At 60.7% G+C, this 20264-nt stretch carries 23 protein-coding genes; all 23 read left to right on the top strand.

What is annotated here, in order from left to right:
* Positions 1 to 20: 20 nt before the first annotated feature.
* The 23 genes from SFY93_RS22435 (at position 21) to SFY93_RS22325 (ending at position 20132) form a co-directional block, all read left to right on the top strand.
* Positions 21 to 254: a hypothetical protein gene (locus tag SFY93_RS22435; protein ID WP_320444643.1), complete on the top strand. Its 234-nt coding sequence runs from the start codon at positions 21 to 23 to the stop codon at positions 252 to 254.
* Between the two features lie 544 nt (positions 255 to 798).
* Positions 799 to 1437, top strand: coding sequence for an STN domain-containing protein (locus SFY93_RS22430; protein ID WP_320444642.1), 639 nt, complete (start codon positions 799 to 801; stop codon positions 1435 to 1437).
* A 10-nt stretch (positions 1438 to 1447) separates the two neighbouring features.
* Positions 1448 to 2170, top strand: coding sequence for an energy transducer TonB family protein (locus tag SFY93_RS22425; protein WP_320444641.1), 723 nt, complete (start codon positions 1448 to 1450; stop codon positions 2168 to 2170).
* A gap of 146 nt (positions 2171 to 2316) precedes the next feature.
* A complete protein-coding gene (locus tag SFY93_RS22420; protein WP_320444640.1) occupies positions 2317 to 2823 on the top strand; it encodes an RNA polymerase sigma factor in 507 nt (168 codons plus the stop codon).
* Positions 2824 to 3049: 226 nt separating this feature from the next.
* Positions 3050 to 4027: a FecR family protein gene (locus SFY93_RS22415; protein WP_320444639.1), complete on the top strand. Its 978-nt coding sequence runs from the start codon at positions 3050 to 3052 to the stop codon at positions 4025 to 4027.
* Between the two features lie 231 nt (positions 4028 to 4258).
* Entirely contained in the window at positions 4259 to 6037 is a 1779-nt protein-coding gene (locus SFY93_RS22410) for a ShlB/FhaC/HecB family hemolysin secretion/activation protein (RefSeq protein ID WP_320444638.1), read from the top strand.
* A gap of 20 nt (positions 6038 to 6057) precedes the next feature.
* Positions 6058 to 8031, top strand: coding sequence for a DUF2341 domain-containing protein (locus tag SFY93_RS22405; protein WP_414716947.1), 1974 nt, complete (start codon positions 6058 to 6060; stop codon positions 8029 to 8031).
* Between the two features lie 5 nt (positions 8032 to 8036).
* Positions 8037 to 8441 carry an ExbD/TolR family protein gene (locus tag SFY93_RS22400; protein ID WP_068731594.1) on the top strand — a complete coding sequence of 135 codons (405 nt, stop codon included), beginning with the start codon at positions 8037 to 8039 and terminating at the stop codon, positions 8439 to 8441.
* 7 nt (positions 8442 to 8448) lie between these two features.
* On the top strand, positions 8449 to 8928 hold the full coding sequence (locus tag SFY93_RS22395) for a hypothetical protein (RefSeq protein ID WP_320444637.1): 480 nt from the start codon (positions 8449 to 8451) through the stop codon (positions 8926 to 8928).
* On the top strand, positions 8925 to 9650 hold the full coding sequence (locus SFY93_RS22390) for a TonB C-terminal domain-containing protein (RefSeq protein ID WP_320444636.1): 726 nt from the start codon (positions 8925 to 8927) through the stop codon (positions 9648 to 9650). The genes SFY93_RS22395 and SFY93_RS22390 overlap by 4 nt, the downstream gene beginning before the upstream one ends.
* Positions 9651 to 9712: 62 nt before the next feature.
* Entirely contained in the window at positions 9713 to 11542 is a 1830-nt protein-coding gene (locus SFY93_RS22385; RefSeq protein ID WP_320444635.1) for a putative porin, read from the top strand.
* Between the two features lie 2 nt (positions 11543 to 11544).
* Complete coding sequence (locus SFY93_RS22380; protein ID WP_320444634.1) at positions 11545 to 12138, top strand: hypothetical protein; 594 nt, start codon at positions 11545 to 11547, stop codon at positions 12136 to 12138.
* Positions 12138 to 13202, top strand: coding sequence for a peptidylprolyl isomerase (locus tag SFY93_RS22375; RefSeq protein ID WP_320444633.1), 1065 nt, complete (start codon positions 12138 to 12140; stop codon positions 13200 to 13202). Before SFY93_RS22380 ends, SFY93_RS22375 begins: the two co-directional genes overlap by 1 nt.
* Positions 13203 to 13229: 27 nt before the next feature.
* On the top strand, positions 13230 to 13730 hold the full coding sequence (locus SFY93_RS22370; RefSeq protein WP_320444632.1) for a YbjN domain-containing protein: 501 nt from the start codon (positions 13230 to 13232) through the stop codon (positions 13728 to 13730).
* A gap of 19 nt (positions 13731 to 13749) precedes the next feature.
* Positions 13750 to 14583 (top strand): lytic transglycosylase domain-containing protein, encoded by an 834-nt coding sequence (locus SFY93_RS22365; RefSeq protein ID WP_320444631.1) that lies wholly within the window; start codon positions 13750 to 13752, stop codon positions 14581 to 14583.
* 6 nt (positions 14584 to 14589) lie between these two features.
* Positions 14590 to 14973, top strand: coding sequence for a hypothetical protein (locus tag SFY93_RS22360; RefSeq protein WP_320444630.1), 384 nt, complete (start codon positions 14590 to 14592; stop codon positions 14971 to 14973).
* A gap of 27 nt (positions 14974 to 15000) precedes the next feature.
* Complete coding sequence (locus SFY93_RS22355) at positions 15001 to 15801, top strand: S1 family peptidase (protein WP_320444629.1); 801 nt, start codon at positions 15001 to 15003, stop codon at positions 15799 to 15801.
* A gap of 11 nt (positions 15802 to 15812) precedes the next feature.
* Positions 15813 to 16280: a hypothetical protein gene (locus SFY93_RS22350; RefSeq protein ID WP_320444628.1), complete on the top strand. Its 468-nt coding sequence runs from the start codon at positions 15813 to 15815 to the stop codon at positions 16278 to 16280.
* A 386-nt stretch (positions 16281 to 16666) separates the two neighbouring features.
* A complete protein-coding gene (locus SFY93_RS22345) occupies positions 16667 to 17158 on the top strand; it encodes an STN domain-containing protein (RefSeq protein ID WP_320444627.1) in 492 nt (163 codons plus the stop codon).
* 84 nt (positions 17159 to 17242) lie between these two features.
* Positions 17243 to 17614: a hypothetical protein gene (locus SFY93_RS22340; protein WP_320444626.1), complete on the top strand. Its 372-nt coding sequence runs from the start codon at positions 17243 to 17245 to the stop codon at positions 17612 to 17614.
* Between the two features lie 302 nt (positions 17615 to 17916).
* Complete coding sequence (locus tag SFY93_RS22335) at positions 17917 to 18516, top strand: STN domain-containing protein (protein ID WP_320444625.1); 600 nt, start codon at positions 17917 to 17919, stop codon at positions 18514 to 18516.
* Complete coding sequence (locus SFY93_RS22330; protein WP_320444624.1) at positions 18509 to 19114, top strand: RNA polymerase sigma factor; 606 nt, start codon at positions 18509 to 18511, stop codon at positions 19112 to 19114. The genes SFY93_RS22335 and SFY93_RS22330 overlap by 8 nt, the downstream gene beginning before the upstream one ends.
* Positions 19098 to 20132, top strand: a complete 1035-nt coding sequence (locus SFY93_RS22325; protein WP_320444623.1) for a FecR family protein — start codon at positions 19098 to 19100, stop codon at positions 20130 to 20132. The genes SFY93_RS22330 and SFY93_RS22325 overlap by 17 nt, the downstream gene beginning before the upstream one ends.
* The last annotated feature ends 132 nt before the right edge of the window (positions 20133 to 20264 follow it).

Raw genomic sequence — 20264 nt, 5'->3', positions numbered from 1 at the left:
GGCGGCGCTGCAGGCTGAAAGTGGTGATCATCCGGCGCAAGGGCACGTCGACGAGCTTGCCGACCGTGCAGATGCCGGGCACCAGCGCAGCGTTGTCGAACTCCAATGCTTCAGCGGCGACGCGGCAGACGGCGAGGCCGATTCAGGGCAGCGGCAACGCGTATCCCTCGGTCATCATCATGGAAGTGCTCGGCGATGGCTGCGGTGGAAGCGAGCTGGACGGCGCGCAAGCGGGGGAAGGCCAGGTTATGTAGGCGCCACAGTCGACGCGCTAAACTATAACGATCGCAGCACCGTTACGTCGCGCGCTACAGAGTGCAGCCGGATGTCCAAGCGCAGATGCTGCCCCTGGAAGATCGATAAAGAATGATGACGGAGTGATTTGCGACGTGGTGCCAGCCGACAGTTGCGGTTGGCGCCATATTGAACGCCGATCTTTCGCGTTGAATCGAAATATAGTGAGATACATAACATGCGTGTCACAAAAACTACGTAAACGAGTGTGGCGGCTTAGCAATCGCTATCGTCGGCTGTAGAGTTGGTGCGTCCGTATCCTTGCTGTATCATTGCGCGTCCGATATGAGTGCCTCACGCAACGTCGCCAGCGACTACGGGCATTGTCAGTGTTCTGGTCGAGGTCAATAAGTCGAAGTCTGTAATATGAGTGCTATTCGGCAGTGGGACGATCTCGAACTGTTCATGCGCCTTCGGGCGAGGTCGAGGGCGTGCATCAGCGTTGCTTGTCACCGTTTCTTTCCGCTGTTGTTCGTTGGTGCTACCATCGTTGTGTTCGGTGCAATGATTTCGGCGCTGGCCGCGAGCGAACAGCGAGAAAATCCGGCGCTGATGCGCTTCCATATTCCGATTCAGCCACTGGCCTCTGCATTGCAGACGTATAGCAAGATCACCGGCGTTCAGTTGCTGTATGAAAGCAGCGCGGCCAATAATCTTGTTTCAACATTGGTCGAGGGCGATTTCACCAGGGACACGGCGCTGCGGGTTTTGCTCGGCGATGTCGATCTGCTGATCCGCTACACCCGCGCCAATTCCATCACCTTGGTGCCGGCCTCGGCAGATCCCGACATGCCGCCCGTTGCGGTGTTTGATAAAGCAGATCTGGTGCTCGATCCGTTACGGGTTCGCAGTACACGGGAAAGTCGCGATCCGTCGCAATTGCGGGTGTATAGCGGCGTGATCCAGTCCGATATCCAGCAGGCTTTGCGTAAGGAAGCCAAGACGCGCAATGGCAGCTATAGTGCGGGTATCAAACTCTGGATCGACGGACCGCGGACCGTGAAACGGACCGAGTTGTTCCGTTCGTCGGGCGACCAGGAGCGGGACGATGCCATCGGGCGGCTGCTTGATGGGCTACAGGTGAGCCAGGCTCCGCCTGCGAACACGCCGCAGCCCGTCATGGTCATGATCACCGTGCGCTAGGCAGGATCAGATGGCATCGCCAGCACATTGGAGAGCGCTGGATCTGACACGGAGCAATCCCGTATCCGATCAGTATGACGACACCTCGGGCAGCTTTTGGCATTGGCGCTGGCTGGCCGGTAGCGTCGTGCTGGTGCCGGTGATGCTCGCCGCCGGTGTTTATTGGCTGCATCATATGCCCACTGGTCCATCGGCGCGGCAGGGCAATTCGACGATTCAGGTCGAATTGCTTCCGTCGCCGACGCCTTCACCTGAAGTGAAACAAGCTTCACTACATGCTAGCCCGCCGATTGCCGATTTCCAGGTGACGCCGACGATTTCGGAGCAGGTGCTGCCGCCGGTCGAACAGCAGGCGATGCCGCCACAGCCGCTACTCCCGCCACGTCCCGCGGCATCTCCGGAGCAAAAGCCGGCGGGAGGCGGGCAGGCGCGCCCAGTCCCGGCGGGAACGGCAACGCGTTATCAGCGCCAGCTCGAAGCGCATATCGAGCGCTATCAGCGCTATCCGATCGATGCGCGCCGCGATGGCTCGCAGGAAACGGTGATGGTCATGTTCGCCATGCGCCGCGATGGCAGCATCGTTCGCGTCGATATCAAGTTGAGTTCAGGGCGCTCCGTACTGGACAGGGAAGCGATCGAAACGATCCGCCGCGCGCAACCGCTGCCGCGCATTCCGGCCGATATGCCCGAGCTTCTAACCGTGATGATCCCCGTCACCTTCGATGCGCGATAGTCTCACATCTCTGTTGAGTTCGAGGTGTTCTAGTTTCGTAATCAATCTGTCATGTGCGATGGGTAACACCGTGCTGCTGAGACGAGTATTTCTACGCGTAAGGGCTATAGCCGGTGACTGGGGCAAATCGTACAACTCTGCGGAACGTGTTGACGGCCGATTATAGCGGTCTGTTCAAGCGTTTGACGCGACGATTGGGGTCGGAAGATCTGGCGGGCGATGCGTTACAGGAGACTTTCCTGCGCATCGAGCAAATGCAGAATGCCCCGGCGGTGAACAGTCCGAAAGATTATCTGTTCCGCATCGCGCTCAACGTGGCGACAGATCGGCGTCGTGGCGAAAAGCGTCTGCTGAGTATGGATGCGATCGACGCCTTGCTCGACATTCCGGACGAGTCGCCCGACGCGGCGGCGATCGTCGAGGGCCGGCAGGATATTCAGGCACTTGATCTTGCACTTGCCGAGTTGCCGAGCCGAGCCCGCCAGGTGTTCCTGGCCGCCGTTGTCAGGAAAATGCCGGATCACGAGATCGCTGCGCAGCTTGGCGTCAGCGTCCGGACTGTCGAGATCGATCTTCGCAATTCGCTGAAGCACTGCGCTGCGCGCCTCGGCCGGACGTTGCTGCGACGATCCGGTGGCCCGCGCCCCAAATAATTGCGGTCTTACTGCCATTTCCTGCGTTTGATCACCGGGCCGTTGTTGCGGTCGCGCGAAGCCCGTTAATTATTGTTATTTTCGCTTGCGGGATAGCCTTGCCTCAACCGTCTATACATCAGAAGGTAATTTTCGCGGCCCCCAATAGCAGAATCAGAAGCTCAGCGACGACAATGACTCACATCATTATCCCTGCCCAAGCTTCCGCCTTTTTGGTGGTGATCTCGTGAGTGCCCCTCTCGACGAAGCCGACTTGCTCGAGCGTGCGGCGGACTGGATCCTGCTGCTGCGTTCCGGCAAGGCGACGACTGAAGATGCCGAGCAGCTGCAGCTTTGGCGCCGGCAGAGCGATCTGCATGAGCAAGCCTTTGTTCAAGCGGTGCGCTTGTATCGCGATCTTGGCGCGATGGGAGCGGAGCTTGAGAACCGCAATGTCCGTCCCTTCGTGGTACGTGTGTCGGCCGCAAAACAGATGGTCAGCCGTCGTAGCCTGATCGGCGGCGCGCTTGCGGCATCCGTCGCGGGCTACATGATCGTAAAGCCGCCGCTGGAGATGTGGCCATCGCTTGCCGAACTGTCGGCGGACTATCGGACGGCAAAGGGTGAGCAGCTCGACGTCAAGCTGGCATCGAATGTCGCGCTCAAGCTGAACACCCAGACCAGCATCGCCGTTCGTGGGAACGATGTGAATCCGCGGATCGAATTGATTTCCGGAGAGGCGGCGATCACCACGCGGCGCGACAGCTTCGAGCCCCTGGTGATGATCGCTGCGGATGGGCAAATTACTTCCAGTGCTGCAGATTTCAACCTGCGATGCATCGACGGTGTTGTTCTTGCGACATGCAATGAAGGCTCGGTGACCATCTCGCATGGCGGACGCAGCGTTCGGCTCGGCCGCGGCGAGCAGGTTAGTTATTCGGCGTCAGATCCTTTGGGGCGGCCGGTGTCGATCGTCGATGCGGGGTCTTCGAGCGCATGGCGCGAGAAATTGCTGATCTTCCGCGATCAGCCGCTTTCGGCCGTAGTGGCTGAAGTCAATCGTTATCGCCCAGGCAAGATCGTCGTGACCAATGCGCAGCTCGGCCAGCGCCTTGTCAACGGTACGTTTCACACTGACAGGCTTGATGATTTCGTTGCGCAGGTGCGGCAGCTGTTTGCCGCCAATGTGCGCGCGCTGCCGGGCGGCATCGTCCTGCTGAGCTGATTGCTCTCCTTTCTCTTTTCTCTTTGGTTGTCTTCAAACCGTCGCATGCTGCGTGTTGCGCGCAGTATTCTTCGCGACCGTTTTGCTACCGCGTTCTGTCGGTGATTCGGGTGGCACCAACCTCTTAATTTTCTTTTGCGGGTTGCGATCGGCCCAAACGTCTTCAAGAGGTAGGGACCTGAACATGGGCGTGCGGCTCGTGCTCGGTGTGCCCTCTTATGGGCTTGATATATGCTTCTTCTGAACAGAGACGGTGTCGGCGCAGGCTGGACAAAGCAACACTTCCTGCGTTGCTCGGCGCCAACCGCCCTGATGCTTGCGAGCATCGGCGCTATTTTTGCTTCGACGGTGACGGCCGATGCGAAGCCGAGCCAGCAATCGGATAAGCCCTCGGCCACTGCCAAGTCCGCAGCAGATGGCAAGGACGCGAAGGCTGAAGCGGATGCCAAGCAAGCGCCAGCGGCGCCCGCAGCGCCATTGCAGCGCTTTGATATCGATGATTTCGCCGTGCAGGGCGCAGACACCCTGCCGCAGATCGATGTCGAGGAGGCGATCTATCCGTTCCTTGGCCCCGGTCGTAGCGCCGATGACGTGGAGAAGGCCCGGGCTGCGCTCGAAAAAGCCTATCACGACAAGGGCTTCCAGACCGTCAGCGTCTCCGTTCCCCAGCAGAATGCGTTGACCGGACGCGTGATCCTGAAGGTCTCCGAACTCAAGGTCGGTCAGGTGCGCGTCAAGAATTCGCGCTATTTCGATCTTGCCAATATCAAGAACCGCGCGACGTCGCTGAAGCAGGGTACAGTGCCGAACTTCAATGATGTGACGCGCGATATCGTCGGCCTGAACCAGTGGCCCGATCGCCGTGTCACGCCGGCGCTGCGCGCGGGCGTCACCCCAGGCACGGTCGATGTCGATCTGACGGTCGAGGACAAGGCGCCGATTCACGGCAGCCTTGAAGTCAATAATCGCCGCTCGCCCAACACATCGGCCACGCGCATGATTGGTACCGTGCGCTACGATAATCTGTGGCAGCTCGGTCATTCGTTCAGCTTCACCTATCAGGTTGCGCCGGAAAACAAGAGCGATGCCGAGGTGTTTTCGGGCTCATATCTCGCGCGTGTCGAGGGTATCGATTGGCTGACACTGCTGGTTTACGGCGTGAAGTCGAGCAGCGACGTTGCGACCGTGGGCGGCATGAACGTGATCGGCCCCGGCCAGATCGTCGGTGGCCGTGCCGTCATGACGCTGCCTGCGCGCGATAACTTCTTCCACACACTCTCGGCCGGTATCGATTACAAGCACTTTGATCAGACGGTGCGCGACTTCACCGGCGGCTTCTCCACTCCGATCACCTACTATCCGTTCGTCGCCAGCTATGGCGCGACGTTCCAGGCAGAGAAGTCGCTCACGCAGCTCAATGTGTCGGTCACGGCAAATATGCGCCCATCGAGCAGTGACTGGATTGCTTTCGATAACAAGCGTGCCTGGGCTTCCGGCAGCTTCTCGCATCTGAACGTCGATCTCACGCATACCCAAGAATTGCCTGAAGGCTTCCAGCTCTGGGGCAAGGTGCAGGGCCAGGTCTCGGATGGCCCGCAGGTATCCAGCGAACAGTTCAGCGTCGGTGGCCTCGATACGGTCCGCGGCTATCTTGAGTCCGAAGTTCTCGGCGATGACGGTGTCGTCGGTAACCTCGAACTGCGTTCGCCCGATATCGGGTCGATGCTGCAGAAGGAAATGAAGGACGAGACCGGGCAGGGTACGCCACGCTTCGTGACCTTCAACGAGTGGCGCTTCTTCGGCTTTGCGGATGCCGGCCACGTGAACGTGCAGCGTCCGCTGCCTGAACAACAATCGAAATTCGATGTCTGGAGCTACGGCGCCGGCACACGTTTCAAAGTCTTCGACGGCGTCAACGGCATGGTCGCTTATTCGGTGCCCATGATCAGCCAAGCCTACTCGCAGGCCAATACGGCGCGCGTCAACTTCCGAATCTGGGGTGAATTCTGATGGCTATGGGATCTGGTCAAATGAGCGATGGCATTTCTGTCCTGCGCCGACGAATGAAGAATGCGGCTGCCGGGCTCGCGCTCGGTTTCGCCGCCGCGATGACGCTGTTTCCATCCACGGCGAATGCCTGGTGGAATGACGAGTGGCAGCTGCGCAAGAAGATCAATATCGATGTCAGCGCCACCGGTGCCAACATCACCGATCCGATCGGTACTGTGCCGACGCTGGTGCGTCTGCATGTCGGCAATTTTCGTTTCAGCCTTGCCAAGGATGACGGTAGCGACCTGCGCTTCGTGGCCTCCGACGACAAGACTCCGCTGAAGCATCACGTTGAGAAGTGGGACTCGCTGCTTGGCGAAGCGTTGGTTTGGGTGTCACTGCCGAACGTGGCGCCGGGCGCCAAGTCCGAGTTCTGGATCTACTACGGCAACAAGAAAGCGGCCGCGACCAACGACGCCAAGGGCACCTACGATTCAGATACGGCGCTGGTCTATCATTTCAACGAGCGCGGCACGCCGGCGATCGACTCGTCGGTTTGGGCCAACAACGCACAGAGCGTCGGCCAGCCGGCTGACGGTGCACTGATCGGTACCGGTCTGCGTCTGGACGGTCGCAACATCGTCACCTTGCCGGCTTCGCCTTCGCTCGGCATGGCCGACAGCGCGCCATTCACATGGTCGGCCTGGATGAAACCGGCTGCACTGCAGCCAAATTCGGCGCTGTTCAGCCGTCGCGATGGCGCAAATGCATTAATCATCGGTCTCGACAATGGTGCCCCATTCGTCGAGGTGAGCAATGCGGTCGGTACACAGCGCAGTGGCGCCGGCGCTCCGGTCGCTGCAAATTCCTGGCACCATCTCGCCGTTGTTGCGGCGAGTGGCACGGTCACCGTCTATCTCGACGGTGCTGCCTATGCGACCCTCAGCGCCGCGCTGCCGCCACTGACCGGCGTTGCCCGACTAGGCGGAGATTCCGCGCCGCCTGTCGTCGCAGCACCTGCTGCCCCGGTCGCTGACGCTACGGCACCTGCTGCCGACGGCACGGCGCCCGCTGCTGAAGCCGTTGCGGCGCCCGTCGCTGTCGCAGCCATGGCCGGCTTTGTGGGTGACATCGATGAATTGCACATCGCCAAGATTGCGCGCTCCGCTGGTTTCATCAAGTTCGCCGCCGTCGAACAGGGCAGCGAACCCGCCAAGCTGATCGCCTTCAGCCCCGATGAAGAAACCGCAAGCTGGATGTCCGGCTATGTCGCGGTGATCCTGAAGTCGGTGACCATCGACGGCTGGATCGTCATCGGCCTACTGATGATCATGGCTGTTGCCAGCTGGATCGTGACGTTCGACCGCGCGAGCTACCTCAAGAAGCAGGCCAACGCCAACGACCGCTTCATGAAGAGCTTCCGCAAGCTCGCCGACAACCTCACAGCGCTCGATCGCGGTGACGTGGACGAGACTGCCGCTGTGCTCGGTAGCCGGTTGAGCGCCGAAGAGGGGCAGATGCTCCGCGCTTCGTCGCTGTACCGCATCTATCACGTCGGCGCCGAGCAGATCAGCTACCGCTTCGGTGATGGCGCAAAGATTTTGCGCCTGAGCGGTCCGTCGATTGCTGCCATTCGTGCGGCGCTGGATGGCGCCTTCGTGAAAGAAAGCCAGCGTCTCAACAAGATGATGGTGGTTCTCACCATCTCGATCTCCGGCGGTCCATTCCTTGGTCTGTTGGGCACCGTGGTCGGCGTCATGATCACCTTCGCAGCCATCGCCGAGAGCGGCGACGTCAACGTCAATGCCATTGCACCGGGCATCGCGGCGGCGCTTGTGGCAACGGTTGCGGGTCTGCTCGTCGCGATCCCCGCGCTGTTCGCCTACAACTATCTGGTTACCCGTATCGGCGAACTAACCACCGACATGCAGGTCTTCATCGACGAGTTCGTGACCAAGATGGCCGAGGCTTACTCGCCTGAAGCCGTCATGGATCACCGCCAGGCTGCGGAGTAATCACTGTGCAGCTTCAGAGCCGTAACAAGCCTTATGACGACATCAACATCACGCCGATGCTCGATCTGGCCTATGTGCTGCTGATCATCTTCATCGTCATGACGACGGCGACGGTGCAGGGACAGAAGGTCAACTTGCCGAAGGCATCTGCGGCGCCAAGTCTCGCGACGCAGACCACCAAGGCGATCACCGTGTCCAATGACGGAAAGATATTCCTGGACACCATTCCGGTGACGCTGCCCGAGCTCGAGCAGCGTCTGGTTCAGCAAAAAGCTCTGACGCCGGAATTCCCGGTGGTTCTGCGCGGTGATGCGCAGACCCAGTACCAGAGCGTCATGGATGTGCTCGATCTGCTCGGCCGCGTCGGCCTGTCCCAGGTCGGTCTCGCCACCAAACCACTCGTGAAGTAACACGTCGATGCACAGCGCCAGCCACATTCCTGACGAAACCAAGCGGGCGTTCGCGACCCTGTGGTCCTGGTTGCGTTGTGGGGCGTCGAAGAAGGAATTGGTCCAGGTCGATTTGCCGCTTTGCGCGGATTCGGAGCCGAGCCTGCAGCAGGAGAGCGGCACCGTGCTGCAATTCCCGCTGCGCGGGGAGGCGCTCCTGGTGCGGTTGGCGGAGCTGCTGCGCCGTCGGGTGGCGGAGTTGGTTCCGCAGTTCGATTGCCTGTCGCTGACTTTGTCGCATCGCCCGCTGCTGCGGCTGTCGATCGATGACAACGCTTATATCGAATTCGATACGCACAGCACCGAATTCGATCTGGTGATCGAAGCGCCCAGCGGCACGCGGATGATCATCCAGACGACGGACTTCGATGCGGTGGTGAAATTCGTTCTGCAATACGTGGTTGAGAAGCTGTCCGACGAGATAATGCTGGAGGCTGCTGCGTCGTGAAGAATTCATTCGAACAGCAACAGGACGAGGACGTACGGAACAGTCGGACGGCCTATATCCGTTACGGCAGCGCCGTCGCCGTGATCACGGTGATGTTTGCCGGTGGTTGGTACTTCATGAGCGGTGGCAGCGATGTGCCGGCGCCGAAGCAGGTTCGCGAACTCACGGTTGTGAACATCGTGCCACCACCGCCTCCGCCACCTCCGCCGCCTCCAAAAATGATGGAGCAGCCGAAGGTGACCGAGGAGACCAAGATGGTCGAACAGCCGCTCGAGGATAAGCCCGTCGAGAAGCCGGCCGACGATCCTGTCAAGGACGCCAAGAACGAGGAGCCGCCGGGACCGCTGGCGCTCGATGCCAAGGCGACCGGGCCGGGCGATCTGTTCAATCTCGGCAGCAAGGTCGGCGGCAGCCCTTATGGCGGTCGTGGCGGCGGCGGCAGTCGTTGGGGGTGGTACGCATCGATCGTGCAGACGCAGATCGAAGCCGCGATCCGCGCCAACGAGAAGACCAAGAATGCGGTGATGCAGCTGCAGTTTCGCATCTGGGCAGACAACACCGGCCGCATCAGCCGCGTCGAGCTCGTCAACTCGAGCGGCAGTCCGGAAGTGGATGCGGCAGTGCGAAGCGATGTGATCGGCCGTTTGACGCTACGCGAACCGCCGCCCACCGACATGCCTATGCCCATCAACATCCGTGCAACCGGCCGGAAACCAACTTAGTTCGCTCGACCGGGGGACGGTCGGGAATACGCGTCACGTTATCACTAGGGGACTTGAGACCGATGTTTGACAGAAAATCCGATACCGCCTGGCGCCTGGCGCCGCTCGCCGTATCGATGTGTGCACTGGCCTGCACCGTTCCTGCTCTGGCGCAGGATGGCGGCGGTCGCGCCGATGGTAAGCGTCCGGCGGTGTCGCGCGCCAAGCCGATCTCGCCGAACTCGACGTCGAGCCTCGTCAATCTGCTGGTGAAGCAGGGCGTGATCACCGAGGAACAGGCAACGGCGCTGATCAAGCAGGCCGATGACGAAGCCTATGTCGCTCGCGAAGCTGCCAAGGGTGCAACGGCGCGTGCGGAAGAAGCCGCAAAGACCGCCAACGCCGCCTCGGCCGCGGCGTCACCTCCGGGAACGAAGCATGTCACCTATGTGCCTGAGATCGTGAAGCGCCAGCTGCGCGACGAGATCAAGCGCGAAGTGATGGATCGGGCTCACAGCGAGAACTGGGCGTCGCCGGGCAAATATCCGGAATGGGCACAGCGCATCCGCTTCTCCGGCGACATGCGTGCACGCTACGAAGGTCAATTCTATCCGACCGGAAACGATCCGCGCCTCATCAATTACAACGCGATCAACACCGGTTCGCCTTACGACCTCTCCGAGAACCAGTTCTATTGGGCGCCGACCTACAACACCAGCCAGAACCGTGATCGCGCTCGCTTGCGCGTTCGTCTGGGTGCCGACATCGACATCGCCGACAGCTTCGTCGGCAGCTTGCGCATCGCAACGGGCGATAGCAATTCCCCGGTGTCTCTGAACCAGACCTTGGGCGGCAGCGGCGGAAATTTCTCGAAATACTCGCTGTGGCTCGACCGCGCTTATGTGCGGTATCAACCGTCCAACGAATTCAACGTTGCGGTGGGGCGGTTCGACAATCCATTCTGGTCGCCCACCGATCTCGTATGGCACCGCGATCTCGGCTTCGATGGCGTTGCCGCCCAGATCCGGCATGAGGTTGCCCCTGGCGTGACACCCTTCTTCGTCGCAGGCGCTTTCCCGACATTCAATTCCGACCTGAATGCTGGCTACAATCTCGACCAGAACGATATTAAAGACGGTCTGCCGGGTAAGTATCCGAGCAACGACAAATGGATGTTTGGCGTGCAAGCCGGCGTTGGCGTGAAGTTCGATCCGCAGTCGAGCTTCCGGTTCGGCGTCGCCTATTATGACTTCACCAACACGCAGGGGCGACTTTCGACCCCGTGCTCCGTTCTCGTCTCTGCCGACGTCTGTAACACCGATCAGACGCGTCCGTCCTTTGCACAGAAGGGCAATACGTATCGCAAGCTGCGCAACATCATTCCGGAAGTGATGCCCCCCGGTACGCTTCAGTCGGAGTTCCAGTACTTTGGCCTGGCTAGCCAGTTTCGCCCCGTCGTGGTTAGTGGTCAGCTGGATCTCAGCGATTTCCATCCGGTCCACGTTGTCATCGACGGCGAGTACGTCAACAACACCGCCTTTGATCGCAATGCGATGAATTTGATCGCTATCAACAACAATGCGCCAACGTCGGATGGCTCGATCGGACCTTTCCAGGGCGGCAATCAGGGCTGGATGGGCCGCATGACCGTTGGTCATAAGGAAGTCAAACGTCTGTGGGATTGGAATGTCCACGCAGGCTACAAGTATCTCGAATCCGATGCCACGATCGACGCTTTCGCCGACTCTGACTTTGGCCTCGGTGGCACCAACCTCAAGGGTTACTTCATCGGCGGTAATGTCGGCATCGCGGACAACGTCTGGGCGTCGCTTCGCTGGATGAGTGCTAACAACATCGCTGGCGGTCCTTATGCCGTCGACGTCGTCCAGTTCGACCTGAATGCGAAATTCTGATCATGACCAGACATTTGCTCACTGTTGCTGTTGTCCTATCGTCATTGGCAAGCGTAGAAGCGCGTGCCGATGCCGAGTCGGACAAGCTCCGCGAGGCCCTGCGTAGCGCAACGGCCCAGACCCGCTCCCTTGAAGATCAGCGCTCGGCATTGCAGGCCAAGGTTGCCGATGCCGAGCGTGAAAAGGCGGCACTGACTTCTCAGATCGCTGCGGCAAAGGCGCAAGTCAAGGAAGTCGAAAAGACCCATCGCGAAGCCGTGGACGAATTCAACCAGCGTCTCGAGGATCGTAACCAGACACTGGAGAAGTGGAAGGGCGCCTATGAGGAAGCCGCCACGGTCGCGCGTACCAAGGATGGTGAGCGCGCCAAGTTCGAAGGCGAGGCGACTGCCTACAAGGCCAGCACCAAAAGCTGCGTGGCCAAAAATACTCAGCTGATGAAGGTCGGCCGTGAGTTGTTGCGTCGCTATGAAGGCGTTTCGTTCGGCGACATTGCCGTCATCAACGAACCACTCATTGGCGCCCGCCGTGTCGAGGTTCAGAACATCCTGCAGGACTACGACGACAAACTGCTCGAGCAAAAGGCTATTCAATAATGCGTATGCGTTCCTTCATCTTCGCGACGAGCTGCGGTATTGCCGGCGTCTCGGCCCTCATGCTGACAGCGGCTCATGCGCAGACGCCAGTTCAGCCGACACAGCCACGCGTGGCTCAAGCGCCTGCGCCGGCGAAGCAGAAGGCCGCTGCCCCAGCCGCGCCGGCTGTGGTTGCCCCGGCGGCGACTGCACCTGTAGCGGCGCCGAGCACGGTCGCGTCGACAAAAACTTCGGGCGAAGTGGTGGCTCGTGTCGGCAACAATGATGTCGGTGCGGACGATCTGCGCGCCTATCTCGCGACACTCGGTCCGCGCGAGCAGGCGGCAGTGGCTCAGGACCCGGCGTTGCTGAGCCAGGCCGTGCGCATGATGTTGGCCAATCGCCTCGTGCTGCAGGAGTTGAACGCCAAGAAGTGGGACCAGCAGCCGCAGGTTACCGCCCAGCTGCAGAAGCTGCGTGAGAATGCGCTGGTTGAACTCTATCTCCAGTCGGTTTCGAATCCGCCGGCGAACTTCCCGTCGGATGACGATCTGCAGAAGGTCTATGAGGCCAACCGCGCCGCGTTCCAGGTGCCCCGCCAGTACCAGCTGTCGCAGATCTTCATTCCGATGGGGAAGGATGCGGACAAGGCAACTGCCGACGCCGCCAAGAAAAAGCTCGACGAAGTCCAGAAGAAGCTGAAGGCGCCGGGCGCGGATTTTGCCGCGATCGCGCGTGCGGATAGTGCTGCGGGCGAAAGTGCCGAGCGCGGTGGCGATCTCGGGCTGCTGCCGGAAGATCAGATCCGTCCTGAAATCCGTGCGCAGATCACTGGCCTCGCGAAGGGTGGTGTGTCCGATCCAATTACGCTCGACGATGGCTACCACGTCATTCGTCTGGTTGACACAAAAGTGCCGTATACGCGCACGTTGCCGGAAGTGCGCGAACAACTTGTTCGCCAGATCCGCACTCAGCGCGCGACCGCGTTGCGACAGAACTACCTCGCGGAAATGCTCAAGCAACAGCCGCCTATCATCAACGAACTCGCTCTTGCCAAACTACTCGATGACAAGGCGCGGAACTAACACGTTCGCAACTCAGGAGTATCTGTAATGACCGATACCAATCTCGTCAGTGTCACGCTGGAATCGCTTCGCGATCTCATGCAGAATTCGGGCTACCGGGTCGATCTGGTTTCCGATCCCGCAGCCAACGTCTCGCTGCTGCGCTCGTCGACCGCCGGATTCGGCTTCGATGTTCGCCCCGGCAACCGCCTAGCAGCGGACGAGAACAGTTTCGTGGATTTCACGTTCAGCGCCTGGCTGAACATCGAGGGCGAATTGCCGCTGGACGTGGTCAATCGCTGGAACGCGCTGCGTCGCTTCGGTCGCTTGCAGGTCGTTCCGGGTTTCCTCGCGCTCACCATGGACGTGTCGCTGATCGGTGGCGTTTCGCCGAACAATGTGCGCGCCAATGTGGAGATTTGGGATCATCTGGTGCAGGCGCTGGTGCCGTATCTGCGTGAAGAGCTGCAGAAGCTCGGAACCTCGCAGCAGACCGCAGTTGCTCCTGTTGCGCCGGATCAGGTGCCCGCCGAAGCCAAGGTTGCCTGACTGGATCCAGGATAAATTCGTGCGCTCTTTCGCAAACCATCGCGCTTCCTCTCCCATCCGGATTGCCCGCCACGCGGGTGTCCGGGTGGCTCTGGGCGTTGGTTTGCTGACGGCATGCATTGTCCCGTCGGCGGCTGAGACTACCGAGAACACCAGGGTCGCTTCGGTGCAGACCGAAGTGGCTGAAGCCGGAACTGATGCTGCGGCGTCGGACAAGCAGCGAACGGATGCTCCGCCGGCATCGCCGATGGCGCTAGTCGCAACGCTACGCACAGCCAATCCGCGTGCGCTCTATCGTTCGTTGATCGAGCAGGAAGTGCGTCTCACGAGCCTTCCGGCAGATGTCGCCGAAGCCGTGATGGGTGTGGAGAGCGGCTATGAACCGAGCCGGATCGGCGCCGATGGTGAGATCGGCTTGATGCAGGTGATGCCGGCGACGGCGCGCATGCTCGGCTATTCAGGCGACATGGCTGGCTTCGCCGCGCCCGAGGTCAATATCAAATATGGTGTGCGCTATCTCGCGCAGGCGTGGTCGAAAGCCGGTGGCGATCTGTGTACGGCGCTGATGAAGTATCGCGCCGGCCATGGCGAGACACGGTTCTCGCAACTGTCGGTCGATTATTGCACGAAGGCGCGGGCACGTCTGGCCGCCAAGGGTTATTCGCTGACAGGAACGGTGCCGGTTGCCACATTCGGTTTCCGCCCGGGCCTCGGTGGTGGCACGGCGACGGCGAGCTGCCGCAAGCGTTGCCTGACATTGGGTGGCGCCGGCCGCGTGGACTTTGCAGCGCTGAACAATCGTCTCGCGCAGGTTGCCATTCAGATCAACGTTGCGAAGACCGCAGGAAAGTGACGCGTGATGATCGCCAGGCTTTCCATCGTGATGTGCTCGATGTTGCTGTCGATGCCGGCGTTCGCGCAACAGCCTCCGCCGGCCGATGCGCCCAAGCCTGAAGTGATCATCGGCGGGCAGACGGCGCTCGCGCGAACGTTCGAACGCTGCGTCGATGTCGAGATCGGCGGCTCGCGGAGCTACGGCTGTCTTAATCAGACGCTGAAGCGCGACGTGGACAAGGTCAATCCGAGCCTGAACCTGCCGCCGATCGACGCGAGGTCGTCCGATACCCGGATCGGGATCGTGAACCTGCCTGGGGTCCAGCAGCAATATGGCCAGAACTACGGTCGCTCGATCGTGCCGTTCCGAATGCCGCAGCCGACGTTCAACGGCAATCCACGGCGCTAGCCAGATATGTCCGTCAAGCTAGTGCGGATGACCACCGAGCCTCCGGATCGCCTTGCGCAGCCGGGCAGGTCATGCATCGCCAGATGGTGCGCCAGCGTGATCCTGGTTGTCTTGCCGCTTACTGCGGGCACGGTGTCGCCGGCCCGGTCTCAATTCCTGCTGCCGGCCCGTACCGACGTTCCTGTGCTTGCGCCGCCGAAACCGTTGACGCGCGCCGATCTGCCGCCTGTGGAGCGCGGCGAACGCGCGGGCACTGGGTTCTTCGTCGATGAAGCCGGCCATATGCTGACTGCGCGTCATGTCGTGCAGGCCTGCGGTCGCATCATGGTGCAGAAAGAGGGACGCACCAGCGCGGCACGCTTGGTGGCCGTCTCGACTCCCTACGACCTGGCCTTGCTGAAGACCGCGAAGACGCGCGGACTGGCTGCAACCTTTCCACGCAGCGTCGTGTCCGCGCCCAGCGGCATCGTTTTCGTCGCCGATTACGTGAATTTGCCGACATCGCTGGCCCGGGGAGCGATGCTTGCCAACGCATCCGTGGGCACCACCAATGGAAGCGACGAAGCTGGGCATATCGCGCTCAATACCAACATCACCTTCGGCGCGAGCGGCGCGCCGGTTCTGGACTCGCGCGGGCTGGTCGAAGGCGTGGTCAGTCGCAAGACCGCCGTCAATCGCGTGCTCGCAGTCGGCGCCGGCGGAGCCAAGGCATTTCTGGCCGCCAGCAATGTGCGGTTGCAGGAGGACGATCGGCCTCAGATCAGCGGCTCCGCATCGCGGGCGCATCGTGCGGCAAGCATTTCCGCACGCATCATTTGCATGAATTAGAGGGCGTCACCATGAAACGAACGCGCGGTTCTTTCACGGGAGCCTTAAGGACGGGCAAGCTCCGGGCGCTGCTTGCCTCGGTCGGCCTGATTACCATCGCGGCATCGCCGGCGGTCGCTCAAGGCATCGACTATCGCAGCCCCGAAGCCGCGCCGCCGGCATGGGGACAGTTTGCCAAGCTAGTGAAATACAGGTTCGAAGAATGGATTTCCGCCGATGAAGCGATCGCCAATCGCTTTCGCTCCTGGCTGAAAGAGACCAATGGCACCCAGAACGGTGCGCCTGCATCGCTCGTCGTCAAGGCCTGGCTTAACCCCGATGGCACCGTTGAACGGGTATCATTCGCGCCGTTCAAGGACGAGCGCGCCAACACCGATCTGCGCACCGTTCTGACCCGCGGCAATATTGGCGAAGCGCCGCCGCCAGAGATGTTGCAGCCGATCAACCTGCGCTTCTCGCTCAATCTGTCGAAAGACTAGCCAGGAACCGGAAGTGAAGCGAGGACGCCTGCAGTTCGCTAAGCCGTCCATAAAGAAATGCGACGTCGCAGTTTCATTCTCGACTCTATCTTTCCTGGAACATTTGATTATTGCGCGGACCGATTCAAGTCATTGTGCAACCTGGACGTTGGACTGTTCTCGTCCAATCTCGGGTGGTCGTCTATCTGTAATAATTGATCTCTAAGAGATTAAGTATGATCGGTGCGTTCGGATGCGCCGTCTTGTTGGGCGAAACGGCCTACCCGAATTGCTCGTGATCGCGACGGATGTACGAACATCAGATTGCCTATCCGTGGCGAGAAGCGCTTTCGAAAGTTTCGCAGCGGTCTTATTCAGGCTGTCGGCGATTGGTAGCCGTGGCGATCATGACGCTGACGGTTGCAACCGTTGTCTACGCGAAAGACGATCGCCTCAGTTTCGACATCCCCGCGCAGTCGTTGGCATCCGCGCTGGACGCCTATGTGACCGCGACGAATATCGAGACCTTCTACGATAGTGAACTCGCGCGGACGCGGCGATCGACCGCAGTGAAAGGTATCCTGGCTCCTGATGTAGCGTTGCGCGTCTTGCTGGAAGGGACCGGGCTGACCGAAGTATTGACCGGAAAGGCCTTTGCGGTCGTGGCAGCATCGCGGCCGACACAATATGGCGGTGCGCGACTTTCCGAATTCGGCCCATATTATAACGCCTTGCAGGTCGGTGTGGCGCGAGCATTCTGTCGTCATGTGGAGACGACTCCCGGGGACTATCGAGCGGTCATTCGATTCTCCGTCGGTTCGTCCGGCGAGTTGCAGGGTCTCAACCTGCTCAGCTCCACCGGCGAGATTCGATCATCGCCGACGAGTTGCGCGGCGTGAGCTTCGACGCGCCGCCGCCGAGGCTGCCGCAGCCGGTGACAATGGTGGTCGCGCCGCGTGCGGCCGAAGCGACCGGAGATTGCGATGGCGGCGCTTCAGATCGTCAATGCCGCGAACATCCAGGTGCAGGGCTCATCTTCGGGCATTCCGACGGTGCAGGCGCCAAGCATCACCGCGGCACTGTCGAGTTCGAATGCCACGGCGGCGACGCAACAGACTGCCACGCCGACGCAGACCACCACCAACAATCCATCGGTCATCATCGTCGAAGTGCTCGGCTATGGCGGCGGAGAAGGCTCAACGCCAGCCGACAGCGAGGACTTGAAGCGATCGAAGCGAAGCGAGCGCAGCTACGACCACAACAGCGCATTCCAGGTCGTCGGCGTCGGCGAACTGAACGAAACGGAGAAACAGAACCTCAGCATGTCCGAGCGTCAGTCGCTAAACACGCGGTAAGATGCAGGGCGAATGATCGATCTGGGGAGGCCATGGTCGTCAGGCGCAATGTCTTGGAGCCGTTGTTTGACATGTCAGTGTCACAGACGGGGCCTACATCAGCGCTGATGTGATAGTTGCAGATGGGGAGGGCGGACGTGGCACCGGGGGCGCGTTTGTCGATCTGGGCTCGTGCCTGGTCTGGCCGTGCGTCGCTAATAGGTCTCGTTTTGTTGCTGTCCAGTCACCCCCTCGCTGCGGAAAGCAGGATCGATCGCGTGCGCGTTGATGCGACGCAGGAAGACGCCGGCGTCAAGTCTGTCATGCTGGATATTCCGTCGCAGGCCCTGGACGTCGCGCTCAAGGCATTCGGTGTCGCCACGCAGGTTGCGTTGTTTTACGAAACTGGCGTCGTCTCCGGGCGGCGTTCGTTTCCGGTACATGGCGAATATCCGGTGGACGCCGCGCTGCGGGTGATGTTGAAGGGGACTGGCTTGTCGAGCACGTCGTTTGATCGCGGCACGATCACCATTCTTGCTCCAGCACCAAGCGATGTGGCATCCCATGTGAAACGGACAAAAGCGGGGCTCGCGGAGTTCTCGTCCTATCTCGCTCTGGTCCAGCAAAGCCTTGATCAGGCGTTTTGCCGCGCACCCGTTGCTACGACCGACCCGGACGATTTTGTCGCGCGGGTCTGGATATCTCCGGCGGGCAACGTGCAGCGCGCGGAGCTGCTGCCGGGAACCGGGATTGACGCGCGTGATCGTGTCTACATGTCCGCGCTGACGCGGTTGTCGATCGGCGCGCCGCCGCCGGCCGCCATGCCGCAACCGATCAATCTGATGCTCATGCCGAAAAAGTCGCGGGGGTCGTCGGCTTGCATGATGCAGGGAACGGAATCGCGATCCGCTGCCCATGAGTAATTCCGCGGATGTCACCCTGCTACGACAGATGCTGGTCGGCGAGTATGACGATCTGCGACGGCGACTCACGCGTCGGCTCGGATCCGAGGATGTTGCAAGTGACGTATTGCAGGAGACTTATCTGCATCTCGAGCGTTCCTCGCTGATGAGCGTCATCGAAAGTCCGAAGCGCTATCTGCTGACGATTGCCACCAACATTGCGCGGATGCGCTTTCGCCGCGAACGCCGCCTGACCAGCCTGTCCGAGTTGGATGAAGCGCTCGGCTTTGTCGATGAAGCGCCCGATCCGCTGAGCAGCCTGGAAGCCCGGCAGGAGTTGGAGGCCCTCAAGGCGGCGTTCGACGAACTCTCTCCGCGTCGGCGCTACATCCTGTTTGCCTCGCGGCTGGAAGCGCGCAAGTTGCGCGAGATCGCCGACGAATTGGCCGTCTCGCAGCGCCTCGTCGAAAAAGAACTGAAAGCAGCACTGATGTTTTGTGGCGCGAAAGTGAGCCGCGACGTGATCCGGAGATTCGGTCCGGGCGCGCGAGAAGCATCTTCCTTGGAAGTGTTACCCGTCGCGGCAATACGCGAAGACCGTCATGACGATGCCGAATGAGACAACACCGATGAAGATTGCGTCCGTTGCCGATGATCGTCCTGTGGACCTCGGTCCGGTCAGGCAAGAGGCCTATGACTGGATCGTGCGTTTCATGGCCGGGCATATGACACCGGCAGATGTCGCCGTCATGAAAGCTTGGTATCGGCAGAGCCCGGAGCACAGGAGCGCTTATGCCGAAGCGCGGCGGGTGTGGCAATCGCTCGGGCCGATCGCCAGCGAGAGCCGCCGCAGCGCGGACGACCGGCAGGTGATTCCGATGGCGCGTGCCGCTCCGCGGCGGTCTCCGGCGATGCCGAGCCGGCGGTTGTTCCTAGGAGGAGCGTTGGCGGCTGCGTCGGTGGCATGCGTCGCGATCCGCCCCCCGCTCGATCTCTGGCCGTCCTACACCGAGCTGATGGCCGATTACCGCACCGGCGCGGGCGAGCGGCGGCAGGTTCAGCTGTCCAATCATGTCGCGCTCGACCTGAATACAAAAACCAGCATCGCAGTCCGAACCCAGTCGCCGATGGCGACGGAGATCGAAATGTTATCGGGGGAAGCTGCCATTTCAACGGCTGCATCTGAATCGCCGTTGACGGTGGTTGCGGCGAACGGACGCGTAATCACGACCAATGCCGAATTCAACCTGCGATGCGACGGCGGGCAGGCGTCCATCAGCTGCCTCAAGGGCCAACTTAACGTTGCGCGCGATGGTCAGTCCATGGCGCTTACCGATGGTCAGCAAGTTACATACGGCAGCCAAGGCATGGGCGCTGTCGCCGCAATCGATCCGGCCAGCATCACGGCATGGCAGCAGGGCGTGCTGACATTCGATGCGACACCGGTGCATCAGGTGATCTCCGAGCTCAATCGCTATCGCCCGGGACGCATCGTTCTGATGAATGGCGATATCGGACGGCGCTTGCTCAATGCCCGCATCAAGATCGCCGAGACCGACAAGATCATCGTGCAGATCGTCCAGATTTTCGGCGCAAAAGCCCGCGAATTGCCTGGCGGTGTCGTGTTCCTGACATGATGGCTGGTATCCGCCGTCGGATGACGTGGCCGCGGTCGGAATAATCTTTACGAAACCTGAAAAAGTTGTTCGGTCGTCGTCGGCGCCATTCATCCCGGGCTTAGAAGTGTCGCGAAATGGCGGTGCTGCCGG

Source organism: Tardiphaga sp. 42S5 (assembly GCF_034044155.1).
Classification (GTDB): Bacteria; Pseudomonadota; Alphaproteobacteria; order Rhizobiales; family Xanthobacteraceae; genus Tardiphaga; species Tardiphaga robiniae.
This window is presented reverse-complemented; position numbering and strand designations above follow the sequence as displayed.